At 44.2% G+C, this 14,001-nt stretch carries 13 protein-coding genes; 11 read left to right on the top strand and 2 right to left on the bottom strand.

Annotation, left to right across the window (positions count from 1 at the left end; translation table 11 throughout):
• Nucleotides 1-2 precede the first annotated feature (2 nt).
• The 6 genes from FPL27_RS09090 (at nucleotide 3) to hemN (ending at nucleotide 5,268) form a co-directional block, all read left to right on the top strand.
• Nucleotides 3-212 carry a cbb3-type cytochrome oxidase subunit 3 gene (locus FPL27_RS09090; RefSeq protein WP_143960796.1) on the top strand — a complete coding sequence of 70 codons (210 nt, stop codon included), beginning with the start codon at nucleotides 3-5 and terminating at the stop codon, nucleotides 210-212.
• Complete coding sequence (locus FPL27_RS09085; protein ID WP_143960795.1) at nucleotides 209-1,093, top strand: cbb3-type cytochrome c oxidase N-terminal domain-containing protein; 885 nt, start codon at nucleotides 209-211, stop codon at nucleotides 1,091-1,093. Before FPL27_RS09090 ends, FPL27_RS09085 begins: the two co-directional genes overlap by 4 nt.
• Before the next feature lie 111 nt (nucleotides 1,094-1,204).
• On the top strand, nucleotides 1,205-2,599 hold the full coding sequence (ccoG, locus tag FPL27_RS09080) for a cytochrome c oxidase accessory protein CcoG (RefSeq protein ID WP_143960794.1): 1,395 nt from the start codon (nucleotides 1,205-1,207) through the stop codon (nucleotides 2,597-2,599).
• Between the two features lie 101 nt (nucleotides 2,600-2,700).
• The gene (locus FPL27_RS09075; protein WP_143960793.1) at nucleotides 2,701-3,129 is read left to right on the top strand and encodes a FixH family protein; all 429 of its coding nucleotides are present in this window, start codon (nucleotides 2,701-2,703) and stop codon (nucleotides 3,127-3,129) included.
• A 1-nt stretch (nucleotide 3,130) separates the two neighbouring features.
• Entirely contained in the window at nucleotides 3,131-3,838 is a 708-nt protein-coding gene (locus tag FPL27_RS09070) for a sulfite exporter TauE/SafE family protein (protein ID WP_143960792.1), read from the top strand.
• A 68-nt stretch (nucleotides 3,839-3,906) separates the two neighbouring features.
• Entirely contained in the window at nucleotides 3,907-5,268 is a 1,362-nt protein-coding gene (gene hemN / locus FPL27_RS09065) for an oxygen-independent coproporphyrinogen III oxidase (protein ID WP_143960791.1), read from the top strand.
• A 420-nt stretch (nucleotides 5,269-5,688) separates the two neighbouring features.
• Here hemN and FPL27_RS09060 read toward each other — a convergent pair whose 3' ends face one another.
• A complete protein-coding gene (locus tag FPL27_RS09060; RefSeq protein ID WP_143960790.1) occupies nucleotides 5,689-6,615 on the bottom strand; it encodes a DUF4249 domain-containing protein in 927 nt (308 codons plus the stop codon).
• 5 nt (nucleotides 6,616-6,620) lie between these two features.
• Nucleotides 6,621-8,966 carry a TonB-dependent receptor gene (locus FPL27_RS09055; RefSeq protein WP_143960789.1) on the bottom strand — a complete coding sequence of 782 codons (2,346 nt, stop codon included), beginning with the start codon at nucleotides 8,964-8,966 and terminating at the stop codon, nucleotides 6,621-6,623.
• Between the two features lie 195 nt (nucleotides 8,967-9,161).
• Here FPL27_RS09055 and FPL27_RS09050 point away from each other — a divergent pair, with 195 nt between their 5' ends.
• The 5 genes from FPL27_RS09050 to FPL27_RS09030 are packed head-to-tail and all read left to right on the top strand — an operon-like array spanning nucleotide 9,162 to nucleotide 13,980.
• Nucleotides 9,162-9,773 (top strand): fumarylacetoacetate hydrolase family protein, encoded by a 612-nt coding sequence (locus FPL27_RS09050; protein WP_143960788.1) that lies wholly within the window; start codon nucleotides 9,162-9,164, stop codon nucleotides 9,771-9,773.
• On the top strand, nucleotides 9,760-11,631 hold the full coding sequence (locus FPL27_RS09045; protein WP_235893405.1) for a M23 family metallopeptidase: 1,872 nt from the start codon (nucleotides 9,760-9,762) through the stop codon (nucleotides 11,629-11,631). Before FPL27_RS09050 ends, FPL27_RS09045 begins: the two co-directional genes overlap by 14 nt.
• A 21-nt stretch (nucleotides 11,632-11,652) precedes the next feature.
• Nucleotides 11,653-12,102: a thioredoxin-dependent thiol peroxidase gene (gene bcp, locus FPL27_RS09040; RefSeq protein ID WP_143960786.1), complete on the top strand. Its 450-nt coding sequence runs from the start codon at nucleotides 11,653-11,655 to the stop codon at nucleotides 12,100-12,102.
• Nucleotides 12,103-12,116: 14 nt separating this feature from the next.
• Nucleotides 12,117-12,968 carry a transketolase gene (locus FPL27_RS09035; RefSeq protein WP_143960785.1) on the top strand — a complete coding sequence of 284 codons (852 nt, stop codon included), beginning with the start codon at nucleotides 12,117-12,119 and terminating at the stop codon, nucleotides 12,966-12,968.
• Nucleotides 12,969-13,011: 43 nt separating this feature from the next.
• Nucleotides 13,012-13,980: a transketolase family protein gene (locus FPL27_RS09030; RefSeq protein ID WP_143960784.1), complete on the top strand. Its 969-nt coding sequence runs from the start codon at nucleotides 13,012-13,014 to the stop codon at nucleotides 13,978-13,980.
• The last annotated feature ends 21 nt before the right edge of the window (nucleotides 13,981-14,001 follow it).

The following is a 14,001-nucleotide window of genomic DNA, read 5'->3' as shown; positions in this document are numbered from 1 at the left end:
CCATGCTGAAATTTGTAAAACAACATATGGATTCGATCATAGGGATAGAGATATACCCTATGATCTCCCTGCTGATCTTCTTTATTTTCTTTACCACGTTGATCCTGTGGGCATTTTATACCAAAAAAGAATTCTTCAACGGTATAGCAAACTTGCCCTTGGATGAAGACGAGACTACTCCAAAGACTGGCAATAAAATCAACTTACCATGAAAAAATCTTTCTTAACCTCGATTATCAAAGGCTCGGGACTCACCCTAGGACTGGTGGCCCTACCTTACCTATCGGCCTTCGCACAGGCTACCCCTACCCTGGATTACGCCAGCTGGACCACAGCTGACCTAATGCTGGGGGCGGTGATCATGCTTGGAGGTTTCGTGGTGTTGGCACTGCTCGGACTGGCTTATGCACTATTAGCTTTGAAGAATGTGATGGATGCACAGAAAGCTGCCGAGCTTGGAATCATACCCGAACAAGTGGGATTCTGGAAAAGGCTTGAGTTTAGACTTACTGACGCCGTACCGGTGGAGCGTGAGTTTGAGGTCATGACTGACCACGAATACGACGACATCCGGGAGCTTGACAACAGCCTTCCTCCTTGGTGGAAAGCGATGTTCTATGTGACAATCGTCTTTGCAGTGGTATATATGGCCAATTACCATATTTTCGGATGGGGGAAATTGCAGGCTGAGGAGTATGAGCATGAAATGGTTACTGCCAAAGCTGAAATTGACGCCTATTTTGAGTCTATTGGCGGTGCACTGAACGAGACTAATGTAACATTCCTTTCTGACGAAGAAAGCTTGGCCGAAGGAAAGAGCATCTATGACGGTAACTGTGGAGCCTGTCACGGACAGGAACTTCAAGGAACGGTAGGTCCAAACTTGGTAGATAATTTCTGGATTCACGGTGGGGAAGTCGGTGATATCTTCAAAGTTATCCGCGACGGTGTGCCCTCAAAAGGTATGATCGCTTGGAAAGGCCAGTTATCAGCTGAGCAGATCCAGATGGTAACCAGCTATATTATGAGCAAGGAAGGTTCAGAACCTGCCAACGCCAAAGCACCGGAAGGTGACGAGTTTATCAGACAATAAACCCATTTTTTTGGGCCGGGGGCGACTGACCACGCCTTCGGTCCTATTTCTTTCCCGCTTCACCTGACAATTACCCAAAGCAACCATACCTATTAAGCCCAGGAATACGCAATGAAAACCGTCGAGAAAACAGATTTCCGTGACAAAATTTCAACAGTGGACCAATCCGGGAAGCGGTTATGGATTTATCCCAAAATGCCAAAGGGCAAGTTCACCAACTGGAGACACATTGTCAACACCATCCTTTTGATCATTCTTTTTGCGGGTCCATTTCTCCGTATCAATGGACAACCCGTGCTGATGTTGAATATTCTAGAAAGGAAATTTATCATCTTTGGACAAATCTTCTGGCCTCAGGATTTTTATCTCTTTGGCCTGGCAATGATGGTGGGGGTTATTTTCATCGTTCTTTTCACAGTCGTTTATGGCAGGATTTTCTGCGGTTGGATCTGTCCTCAGACTATCTTTATGGAAGGGGTTTTCCGTAGGATTGAATATTGGATTGAGGGTGATTGGACAGCCCAAAAGAAACTTGACAAACAGGAATGGAACACCGAAAAGGTCTGGAAGAAAGGGCTAAAACACAGCATCTTCTTTCTGATATCATTCATCATTTCCAACACCTTCCTAGCCTATATCATCGGGAGTGAGGAATTGCTAAAAATCGTAACCGAACCTCCAACAGAACACCTTTCTGGATTTATTGCTATTCTGGTATTTACCGGAGTGTTTTATGGGGTCTTTGCCTTTTTCAGAGAACAAGTTTGTACAAATGTTTGTCCTTACGGCAGACTGCAGGGCGTACTTTTGGACAAGAAATCCATAGTGGTTGCCTATGATTACAAAAGAGGTGAAAACCGCGGGAAATTCCGCAAAAACGAAAACAGATCGACCGCTCTAAAAGGGGATTGTGTAGACTGTAGCCTTTGCGTCAGCGTATGCCCCACCGGAATCGACATCCGAAACGGCACCCAGCTGGAATGCATCAATTGCACAGCATGCATCGACGCCTGCGATAGCATCATGGATAATGTGGGACTGGAAAAAGGGCTAATCCGCTATGATTCGGAGGAAAATATAGCTGAGGGCAAAAGCGGATTCAACTGGAACGCCAGAAGCATTGCCTATACCATTGTATTGATTGCTATCACCGGGTTACTTACCGGATTGCTTTTCTTGAGAACGGATGTGGATGCCACCATCCTTCGTACCCCTGGCATGATGCCCCAGTCCCACGAAGACGGCAGGGTAAGTAACCTTTACAATTACAAAATCATCAATAAGACCAACAGGGAAATAACCCTCGAACTGGAAAGCCTGACCGGCACTGCCACCTTGGTCGGCAAAAACCAGATCACCCTTCCCGCTCAAGGCACGGCGGAAGGCGCGCTCTTCATTTATATGGAAAAAGGTGAAATGAGTGGCATATCCCAACCAGTAGTTCTGCAAATTTTTGAGGACGGACGACCACTCAAAAAGGTGAAAACCAAGTTTATCGGAAGGTAACTACCACGGAAAAACCTGACATAAATCAGGTTTTTCCGTGACACCTCTCATAACCTACCTTGGCAAATTGCCGCACCTTTGTAATGTAAAATTTAAACATTATGAACTGGGGACACGGAATCGCAATTTTCTTCACCTGCTTTGTAGCTTTCATGATTTTCATGGTGGTCAAAAGCTTTCAGCAAAACATTGATCTGGTGACGGATAATTACTACGAACAGGAGCTGAAATTCCAACAGCAGATCGACAAAATCAACAATGACAAGGGACTGGAAACTCCGGTAGCTGTCAAGTTCAAAAGCAATACGGTTAACATCACCTTCCCTGCCCTTCCTGGAATCGAAGGCAATATTCATATCTTCCGTCCATCTGATTCCATGTTTGACTTGGAGAAAACCATTGAGTTAGATGAAAATTTTCACCAGTCCATTCCCGTAGACAATCTCCCGGCAGGCTTCTATCGGGTAAAAATCAACTGGCAGGCACAAGGGATGGAATATTACACCGAAGAAACCCTAAACTTCCGTTAAGATGGAAATCTGGACAGCCCTTACATTAGGTTTTGTGGGAAGCTTCCATTGCGTGGGCATGTGTGGTCCTATCGCATTGGCACTGCCCGGCAAAAACCAAAACAGGTTTGCCTTTTTCCTCAACCGGCTGAATTACAACATTGGCAGGGTGACCACTTATGCCCTGTTAGGGTTGGTATTTGGTCTTCTGGGAACAGGGATAGCCCTGGCTGGTTTTCAAAAAAGTCTATCGGTAATACTTGGCGTCTCTATCCAATTGGTAGTCTTTCTCCCCGCTGCAGTTCAAAACAAAATCAGCCCCAGCAGCAAACTGGCCAAAATGGTCAACTGGCTCAAAGGGCAAATCAGGCAGCAATTTCAGAAAAGAGGAATGCTATCCGCTTATTCGATCGGATTTCTCAATGGGTTTTTGCCTTGTGGCTTAGTTTACCTTGCCATGGCAGCATCCCTGTTGCAAAATACTCCTGCTGAAGCTTCCATTTACATGGCCACATTTGGCTTGGGCACGCTACCCGCCATGCTGGTTCTGGTTTTTGCGGGAAATTTTGTGAGTCTAAAAATTAGAAACCAAATCCGCCAAACCATCCCCTTTGTCTCAGCAGCCTTTGGACTTGTCCTCATCGTAAGGGGGCTGGAACTTGGAATTCCCTTCTTAAGCCCAGTGCTTGAGTTTGTGGAAGCAGGGATGACAATGTGTGGGTTAAAATAATTTAATACAATCACCGGTCATCCGACATCAATCATCGGACATCGGACATCGGACAAAACATAATCACTATGAGTCAATCTTTGATCACCAAATATAACGTACCAGGGCCACGATACACGAGCTATCCGACAGTGCCCTATTGGGAAACCTCTCCTACAGAGGAAACTTGGAAAAGCCATGTTAAAAAGGCATTTACCGTTTCGGGAATTACCGGGGCCGGTTTGAGCCTTTACATCCACCTTCCTTACTGCGAAAAGCTTTGTACTTACTGCGGCTGCAACAAAAGGATTACCATCAATCATAAGGTGGAGGAACCCTATATCGAAACATTGCTGAAAGAATGGAAAATGTACTTGGCTCTTTTTGGTGAAAAACCATTGATCAAGGAAATCCACTTGGGCGGAGGCACACCTACGTTTTTTTCTCCCGAGAATCTTCGAGTTTTGATCGAGGGATTATTTGAAAACAGTGAATTGGCAGATCAGCCTGAAATGAGTTTCGAAGGCCATCCCAACAACACTACCGAAGATCACCTTCAGACCTTATATGATTTAGGCTTCCGGAGGGTGAGTTTTGGCATCCAGGATTTTGACGAAAAAGTCCAACGGGTAATTCACAGGATTCAGCCTTACGAAAATGTGGAACGGGTGACCAGGCAGGCCAAAGAGATCGGCTACACCTCCATCAATTTTGACCTGATCTATGGATTGCCTTTGCAGACTTTGGACAGTATCATTAATACTATTGAAAAGGTAAAAATCCTACAACCGGACAGGATAGCATTTTACAGTTATGCCCACGTGCCTTGGAACAGTCCCGGACAGCGGTCTTATACAGAGGCTGACCTTCCCAAAAACGAAGAAAAGCGGACCTTATATGAAACAGGCAAAGCGCTTTTGGAAGAAGCTGGATATGTAGAAATCGGAATGGATCATTTTGCCAAGAAAACTGATGAGTTGTACATCGCTTCTCAAAACAGATCACTTTACAGAAACTTCATGGGGTACAGTTCAAGCCCTACCGGTTTGCTAATCGGACTGGGGTCATCATCTATCAGTGACACCTGGACGGCATTTGGACAAAACCTAAAAAAGATCGAAGATTACAAAGCAGCGGTCAATGAAGGAAGGTTCCCGATTTTCAGGGGACATCTGCTGACCGACGAGGATCTGATCATCAGACAGCATATACTGAACCTGATGTGTTCCTTTCATACCAATTGGGATGAGGAAGGCACCTACACTCCTGCCATAATGGAAGGTTTGGAAAGATTAAAGGACATTGAAAATGACAATTTAATTGAAATCGATGATTACAAAATCACCGTCCGCGAAGAAGGCAAGCCTTTCATTCGCAACATCTGCATGGCCCTGGATGCCAGGTTATGGAGAAACAAACCGGAGACAGAGCTGTTTAGCAGTACGGTGTAAATAGGGTTTAAGGGGTTAAAGGATTAATGGTTTAACGATTGTAAAGGTAATGTCGGGAAGGGCGTTGCTTTTTTTATGGAGGGGAAAATCCTTATACCCTTCCCACCATAACTTCCAAATAACGCTTCATCATCTCTTCCCTTAGGCAGGGTGAACCTAGGGCTAAGGCAGTCTGCTTCGCACCCACTAGGAATCCACTTGGGACCCACTTTGCTCCCAGTAGGGGTGTGAGCCTAGTGCCACCCTAGATCCTACGGACATTATAAAGGGTCAGTTCCTAGTCCTATCTCCTGATCCATAATTAAGCATTCAATGTTCCACTTTTCAGTCACAAAATTGATTTAGGGGGTCGCCGTCTGGATGAGCGAACAATAATAAGTTCCATGTGTTCGGGGTTTACATGTAATAAATCCTGAGTGCTTAATTCCCCTGAGCCCCAGAAAAAACAAACGGTATTTTCTCCTTGGAAACAACACCAGCCTTGATGATACCCCTACCCCCGTTGACATTATTATGAACCGCTACAGGCTGGGCAAGGGGGTCACCTCCGGTATGCCTTTGCAGACCGCGCGTCACTTCATATTGGTAGTAATCCTCAGTTACATTTTTGAGCACCACGGTTACTTCCATTATCAATGTATATCGCAAATTTGTCGAAAATTCTATGGTAGCTTCATTTCCATTGAATAACTGGTCGTCTATCAATAATCCACTTTCATATCCACTCCCAACTTGAAAGTCCCTTTGATAAGCCGGACTGAGGGCTTCTAATCGAACTGAGCTACTGTCAAAAAGCGTATCTATTCTACCGTCACTACTAAACTCATAAGTCCTGTACCCCTCATAAAAGACAGTTATTTCATAAAAATTCTTATCCGTAGGATCATCAAATTTCAATGCAAACTCAACATTATCGCCCCCGGTCTCCCTTATCTCCACGGACTTGATCGGCACCTCTTGGGGGATAGTTACAGTTGTGCTACTTGAGGGAAACTTCCCGTCCACATTTACCTGATAAGTCTGTCCAGGTTTTATTTCAAGCTCCTCTGAGACGTATCCATTTTGGATATTATTAAAGCGACCTTCAAACTCCTGAAAACTAAAAGGGTACGCTTGTCCCCCTTCTTCTAATATCTCCACCTTGGCATCCCGTACGGGTGAAAAATCACTATCCACCAAAACTCCTCTTGTTTGGGTCACAAAAACGGTGACTGGTTTGCCTGGCTCCAAGTCAGTATTGACTACAAACTTTGGGGTATGGGTTGGCATTTCGATCTCCATATATCTTTCGCAGGAAGCCAATCCAATTACCATGAAAATGGCTAAAACAAATCTAAAATTCACCATCAAAATCAAAATTTAAATCCATAAGAAAAAGAAGGCAATACCGGAAAGAGGGAATATTGGGCCAGCACTTTTTGCTGTGTTTGCCGATTCCGTGTTATATCCATATAGAATGGATTCATTCTATTATAAGCATTGTAAACGGAGATGTTCCAAACCCTTTCCCCCCAGCGCTTTTGCTTGATGAAATTCACACCCAGATCTAACCTGTGGTAATCCCTCATCCTGAAATTATTTCTTGCATCATAGTGCTCCACTTGCCCCATCATGTGTCCGTAAAATTGATGATTCTCGTAACTCTGATATATCTCTGTTGGAATGGATATGGCATTACCTGTTCCATAAACCCAGGTTCCGGAAAGGTGGATTTTTGGAGTGATGTGATGAGAAATTGTCAGGCTAAGGTCATGTCTTCTATCATAGCGAAATGGAAACCATTGGTTACGGTTGAGATTTTCAAATTGGCGTTCCGTTTTGGGAAGTGTGTAACCCAGCCATCCTGTGGTTTTGCCGATTTTCTTTTGCAAGAGCATTTCCACACCATAGCTTCTGCCCCTTCCTACTTCAACTTTGTCTTCCCAGTTTTCACCCATATTTAAAAAGGACGCTCCGTCTTTATACTCGATCAAGCCTTCCATTTCCTTATAGTAGCCTTCTACACTGTACTCAAATCCGCCAGGTAGGGACTTGTAATAACCCAAACTTGTCTGCCAGGACTGTTGGGGACCAATATTGGAAGTGGCCGGCACCCACAGGTCAGTTGGCAACCCAAGTCCCGCGTTGCTTAACAAATGGATAAACTGGGTCATGGTGGCGAAAGAAGCCTTTACCGAACTGCTTTCATTGACAAGATATCTGGAGGAAATTCTAGGCTGCAGGGAATTGTAATGCTCCCCATCTACCAAAAAACCTGAATAGTGGAGGCCTGCATTTAATTTGAATTTTCTTCCCAACTGAATATCATCTTCCACATACAGCGCATATTCCTGACTATCATAAATATCTCCACTTTCCATATCAAACCATTCGGCCCTTTCCGTTGCGGTAAAGACTCCCGGGGTAAAGCGGTGGAAAATATGGTTTGCCCCAAAACGGACATAATGATTGGTATTTGGGATGTAGTCAAAATCGGCCTTCAAGGCGTAATCCCTAATTCCTGACCGATAATCAGCCTGATAAAACCTATCTTCATTCAGACCATTCCCTACCCTGCTGTAGTCATATTCATCAAAGATCCTAAAGTGATATTTGGTGTAAGTGCCTGAAAAGTTGGCGAAAAGTTTATTGTTAAAAATATGATTCCAGCGGAGGGCCGTGATAAGATTACCCCATCCCAGTCCGGTTTCTGACTTACTTTTAATACGTTCATTGTTATTATTTGCCGAATAATCAGACCTGGTGTAACCCACGTCTTCTCCTCCATAAACACTTAAGTAAAGCCTGTTTTTGTCATCAAAAATATGATTTACCTTAGCATTGAGGTCATAAAAATAATATCCAGCACTCTCTTGACCTCCTGTTTCCCTTCGGATGAAAGGTCGGGCCAACAAATCAATATAAGTCCGTCTTGCCGACACCAAAAAGGAGGTTTTGTCCTTTACAATTGGACCCTCCAAAGTCAGTTTTGAAGCAATCAACCCAATTGATCCCTCTCCGTGAAATTCCTTCATGTTGCCTTCCTTCATACTGATGTCGATCACTGAAGAAAGCCTACCTCCAAATCTAGCCGGAAACCCTCCTTTGATCAATTCCACATTGTTCAGCGCATCAGCATTGAAAACAGAGAAAAAGCCGAAAAGGTGGGTAGCATTGTAGACCGGGGTACCGTCGAGCAAGATTAGGTTCTGGTCAGGCCCTCCCCCTCTCACATACATGCCACTTGCGCCTTCGGTCCCCGACTGCACGCCTGGCAAAAGCTGCAATACCTTCAATACATCCACCTCCCCAAAAAGCGCAGGCATATCTTTGATCTGCCTCAAGGGCACGTTGATACTTCCCATCTGGGTATTTTCCTGGATAAGCTCCTCTCTTGAACCTTCTACCACAAATTCTGAAAGGGAGGCCGGAGTCAATTCCACATTGAGCGTGATGTCTTCAGTAAGGTTTTGCTTTAAAATATAGGGTTTGTAGCCCACATAACTAAAGAGGATCTCCACCTCACCACCCTGACTGGTGTAACTGTAAAAACCGTAATTATTGGAAACGGCGCCTCTTTGTGTGTTTTTGTCGAAGACATTAACGCCAATGAGGTTTTCACCTGTTTCTTTGTCTTTCACAGTTCCATTCAGAGTAATTTTTTGGGCAAAAGAAGCTGTGGCAAACAAGGTTAAGAGGAGGGTAAAAATTTTACTCATATAGAGATAGCTAAAATAAGAATTCAAAACTGGGATTCCAAAACTAGACTAAAACCTTAAAAATTAAAACTAATTTTGATTTTTTTGAAAATCAATAGCTCATTTCCCCCATCACCTTTTTCACCCTATCCCTTTCAAAATCAACCCGAATTAAGTTTCTTTGCATACCAGATTCCGCACCTTAAAATCACACCCATGAAAGTCATTGCCATAGGCAGAAATTATACCGAGCATATTGCTGAGCTTGAAAACGAGAGGCCTTCCGAACCGGTGGTTTTTCTGAAGCCTGACACGGCCGTTCTAAAGAACAATATGCCTTTTTACCACCCTGATTTTTCTTCAAACATCCACCATGAAGTGGAACTGGTGTTAAAAATTAACAAGGAAGGCAAGTACATTAAAAAAGAGTTTGCTCATCGATATTTCGATGAAATAGGTATTGGTATTGACTTTACCGCCAGAGATCTCCAGCAGAAATGTAAGGACAAAGGCCTTCCCTGGGAAATCGCGAAAGCTTTCAACGGTTCAGCACCTATCGGGGAATTTTTACCGGTTTCTGAGTTCAAGGATTTTTCGGACATCAATTTTCATTTGGATATCAACGGTGAGGAAAGGCAAAAAGGGAACACCAAGTTGATGCTTTTTGATTTTGCCACCATTATAGAATATGTTTCACAGTTTTTTACGTTAAAAAAAGGAGACCTCATATTCACCGGGACTCCAGCCGGAGTCGGCAAGATCAGCATCGGGGACAGATTAGAGGCGTACATAGAAGATAAAAAGCTGCTTGACTTTGAAATCAAATAAATTTCTTTTTGCAATTGCATTAATAGCCGGGGCTGTCCTGATAGCCTCGGCAAATATTGAAAAAGGGTATTATCTATTTCCCGTTAAACCTGGCCACCAAAATTTCCTGGCCGGAAACATGAGTGAGATCAGACCCAATCACTTCCACAGCGGCATCGACATCAAAACTGAGGGTCGCCAAGGCCTGCCAATTTATGCCGCGGCCGACGGATATGTTTACCGCATGAAGGCTTCTACCTTCGGCTACGGCAACGTCATCCACCTCCGCCATCCCAACGGGCAGATTACCACGTATGCCCATCTCCGAAACTTCAACGATGAGATTGGAGATTTCATCCGGAATGAAGCCTATGCCCTACACAAAAATGAAATAGAAATCTATCCAGACCCAACTGCCCTTCCGGTAAAAAAGGGCGATATTATAGCTTATAGCGGTAACACAGGCAGTTCTGCCGGTCCGCACCTACACTTTGAAATCCGGGATTCCCTCGACAGGGCCTTAGACCCTTTGAAATTTGGCTTTTCCGAAATAGTGGACAACACCCCTCCCACTGTCCAAAGAGTCGCGATCACTCCACTTACTATTGAAAGTCGAGTAAATGGCAAGTTTCAGCGTACCGAATTCCCTGTAATTTATGACGGGAAAAAGTTTACAATTAGGGAAGAAGTTGAGATCACCGGCAAGGTAGGCATTGAGGTGCTTGCCTATGACAAGCTGGATGAAATGCATAACCCGAATGGCTTCCCAATTTATCAAATCTATGATCAAGGAGAAAAGATTTTTGAAAGCAATGTGGATGTGATCGATTTCAATATAGGTCGCTACCTTTTGGTCCATACTTATAGAAATAAATACACCAAGCTTTATAAGGCGAAAAACAACCTTTTCCCTTTCTACACTCCAAGCGAACCCTGGAGTGGAGGCATTGTGGCTGAGCCTGGAGAAAAACGCTCCATAGAGGTATTGCTGGAAGATGTGTACAAAAACAGGTCAAATCTACAATTGACTTTCAAAGGTGTTGAATCAAAAAGCCAATTGACAGGCAGCAACAACACTGCTGGCAAAGAGAAAATCTCCTACCAAAACAACATTATGGTACTCAATGGTGAAGGAGCCGCAGAGGGTGTATTGGCCAAGTTTTTCGTCAATGGATTCGTTCTTGAGCTACCTCCTGCATATGTGGGTTCCAACAAACGAACATACCTTTGGAATATGGATTACGGAATGCCTGATTCGGTAGACCTTTGCACAGAAAAACTTTTTCCTGACGTGAAAGCCAAAGTTCCTTTTCAAGAAGAACTCCGTTATACTGATGGAAAAACAGGTTTCCGCTTTGCCGAAAACACCCACTTTGACGATTTATACTTAAGATACAGCTATCAAAAAATCGGTCCTGAAAGAGAACTGACCGTCAATTCCCCTCATGAATACTTATGGAACAATTTTGAAGTGGACATGGATGCCAGTCATTTTGAGGGTGCAAGGGACAAAGCCCACGTCTACCTTAAATACGAAAATGGCTGGAAGTCTTTTATAGGAGGAAAATGGAGTGGGAATCAAATCACCTTCAAAACCAAAAATTTTGGTACTTTTGTAATCGCGGAGGATAGCACCCCGCCCAGGATCGTTCCGGTGAGAGTTAATTCTTCCGGCTTGAGGTTTTCCATTACGGACAATCTTTCGGGCATTGACAGCTTTGAGGCCTATGTGGACGGCGAGTGGGTATGGATGCGATATGAGCATAAGCAATCTGTGATCTGGTCCGAAAAGCTGGATGCCAAACCTTTCAAAGGAGAAGTTTTGCTGAAAGTCAGGGACAAGGCCGGCAACGAGGCCGAGTTTACTTCCAAGATTTGACAAACCAAAAAATAAAAGCATATGTCACTAGAAAAAGGAATGCAAGCACCTGATTTTGAAGTGAAAAATCAGGATGGAGAAACAGTCAAACTTTCTGACTACAAGGGAAAAAAAGTTATACTTTATTTTTATCCAAAAGACAACACCCCTGGCTGTACGGCACAGGCTTGCAACCTTCGTGACAATTATTCAGAGCTTCAAAAAGAAGGATTTGAAGTGTTGGGCATAAGCACCGATACTGAAAAAGCACACCAGAAATTTATAGAAAAACAAGAGCTTCCATTCACCTTACTCGCTGACACTGAAAAGATTGTTCACGAGAAATATGGAACTTGGGTGGAAAAAAACATGTACGGTAGGAAGTACATGGGCACGGCACGCAAAACCTTCATCATAGATGAGGAAGGAAACATCGCCGATATCATCGAAAAGGTGAAGACAAAAGAGCATACAAATCAAATACTTAAATAAACTATTCCACCAAAATGGAAAAACTCTCAATCGATCAACTTAATAAAACCTGTTCTCAAGTAAGAAGAGACATCCTGCGCATGGTTCATGCGGTCAATTCAGGTCACCCAGGAGGTTCTCTTGGCTGCACTGAGTTCTTTGTGGCGCTATATTTCAACCAAATGGAGCACACTACCGACTTTGACATGGACGGCAGAAACGAAGACTTGTTCTTCCTTTCCAATGGCCACATCTCTCCGGTGTGGTACAGCGTACTTGCAAGAAGCGGATATTTCGGCGTAGAGGAACTGGCTACTTTCAGAAAGATCGACAGCAGGCTTCAGGGCCACCCTACTACTGAGGAAAACCTTCCTGGAATCAGAATCGCCTCAGGTTCTTTGGGACAAGGTATGTCTGCAGCAATCGGTGCGGCTCAAGCCAAAAAAATCAATGGCGATGACAAGACTGTGTTTGTGTTGATGGGAGATGGAGAGCAGCAAGAAGGACAGGTTTGGGAAGCAGCCATGTACGCAGCTCACCACAAAGTGGACAACCTAATTGCCACCATCGATGTGAATAGGCAACAAATCGACGGACTAACCACCGAGGTGATGGATCTTCAAGATTTGCGCAAGAAGTATGAGGCTTTCGGCTGGGAAGTCGTGGAAACCAAAGATGGTAACAACATGGAAGAAGTGATCTCTGTGATTGAAAAAGCAAAATCCCTTCTTGGAAAAGGTAAGCCAGTAATGAATCTCCTGCATACTGAAATGGGATATGGTGTGGACTTTATGGTCGGCACTCACAAATGGCACGGCGTGGCTCCAAACGATGAGCAGCTGGAAAATGCATTAGGCCAACTTGAGGAATCCCTAGGAGATTATTAATTGAAAAATCCTTTTCCCAAGGAAGAGGCAAAAATTTAGCACAATGGAAAAGACTTTGAATACAAAATTCACCTATACAGAAAAAAAAGACACGCGTTCAGGTTTTGGTGACGGCTTATTGGAAGCTGGAAGGAAAAATCCTGAAGTAGTGGGACTTTGCGCTGACCTTATCGGTTCCCTCAAAATGGGAGCATTCCAGAAGGAGTTTCCGGAAAGATTCTTCCAGGTTGGTATCGCTGAGGCCAACATGATGGGCCTTGCAGCGGGGATGACTATTGGTGGCAAGATTCCTTTTACAGGAACTTTCGCCAACTTCTCCACTGGCCGTGTTTATGACCAGATCCGTCAGTCGATTGCCTACTCTGGCAAAAACGTGAAAATCTGTGCATCTCACGCTGGTGTGACACTAGGTGAAGACGGTGCAACCCACCAGATCCTTGAAGATGTAGGCATGATGAAGATGCTTCCACACATGACAGTGATCAACCCTTGTGACTACAACCAGACCAAGGCGGCCACTATGGCCATCGCTGAGCATGAAGGACCGGTTTACTTGAGATTTGGACGCCCTAGCTGGCCAATATTCACCGACAAGGACCAAAAATTTGAGATCGGAAAGGCTTGGAAAATGATTGAAGGCAAGGACGTTACTATTTTCGCAACCGGACACTTGGTTTGGGAAGCGGTAGTTGCCGAAGCCATGCTTGCCGAAGAAGGCATTTCTGCAGAAGTAATCAACATCCACACCATCAAACCTCTAGATGAGGAGGCTATCCTGGAATCAGTTGCCAAAACCGGCTGCTGTGTTTCCGCTGAGGAGCATCAGCTCAACGGTGGGCTTGGAGATAGCATCGCACAGACATTGGTAAGAAACAACCCTGTTCCTATGGAGTTTGTCGGAGTAGACGATAGCTTTGGAGAATCAGGCACGCCAATGGACTTGATGAAAAAATACGGTTTGAAAGCTGAGAATATCGTAGAGAAAGCTAAGAAGGCATTGGCCAGAAAATAAGTCTTATTTTCAATATTTCAT

Origin of the sequence: Litoribacter populi (assembly GCF_007483685.1) — a bacterium.
Classification (GTDB): domain Bacteria; phylum Bacteroidota; class Bacteroidia; order Cytophagales; family Cyclobacteriaceae; genus Litoribacter; species Litoribacter populi.
This window is presented reverse-complemented; position numbering and strand designations above follow the sequence as displayed.

Excerpts from the sequence above, each read along its gene's own strand:
- FPL27_RS09030 (WP_143960784.1), top strand. The coding sequence starts at position 13,012 with ATGGAAAAGACTTTGAATACAAAATTCACCTATACAGAAAAAAAAGAC.
- FPL27_RS09075 (WP_143960793.1), top strand. The coding sequence starts at position 2,701 with ATGAACTGGGGACACGGAATCGCAATTTTCTTCACCTGCTTTGTAGCT.
- hemN (WP_143960791.1), top strand. The coding sequence starts at position 3,907 with ATGAGTCAATCTTTGATCACCAAATATAACGTACCAGGGCCACGATAC.
- FPL27_RS09085 (WP_143960795.1), top strand. The coding sequence starts at position 209 with ATGAAAAAATCTTTCTTAACCTCGATTATCAAAGGCTCGGGACTCACC.
- bcp (WP_143960786.1), top strand. The coding sequence starts at position 11,653 with ATGTCACTAGAAAAAGGAATGCAAGCACCTGATTTTGAAGTGAAAAAT.
- FPL27_RS09070 (WP_143960792.1), top strand. The coding sequence starts at position 3,131 with ATGGAAATCTGGACAGCCCTTACATTAGGTTTTGTGGGAAGCTTCCAT.
- FPL27_RS09035 (WP_143960785.1), top strand. The coding sequence starts at position 12,117 with ATGGAAAAACTCTCAATCGATCAACTTAATAAAACCTGTTCTCAAGTA.
- FPL27_RS09050 (WP_143960788.1), top strand. The coding sequence starts at position 9,162 with ATGAAAGTCATTGCCATAGGCAGAAATTATACCGAGCATATTGCTGAG.
- FPL27_RS09060 (WP_143960790.1), bottom strand. The coding sequence starts at position 6,615 with ATGGTGAATTTTAGATTTGTTTTAGCCATTTTCATGGTAATTGGATTG.
- FPL27_RS09090 (WP_143960796.1), top strand. The coding sequence starts at position 3 with ATGCTGAAATTTGTAAAACAACATATGGATTCGATCATAGGGATAGAG.
- ccoG (WP_143960794.1), top strand. The coding sequence starts at position 1,205 with ATGAAAACCGTCGAGAAAACAGATTTCCGTGACAAAATTTCAACAGTG.
- FPL27_RS09055 (WP_143960789.1), bottom strand. The coding sequence starts at position 8,966 with ATGAGTAAAATTTTTACCCTCCTCTTAACCTTGTTTGCCACAGCTTCT.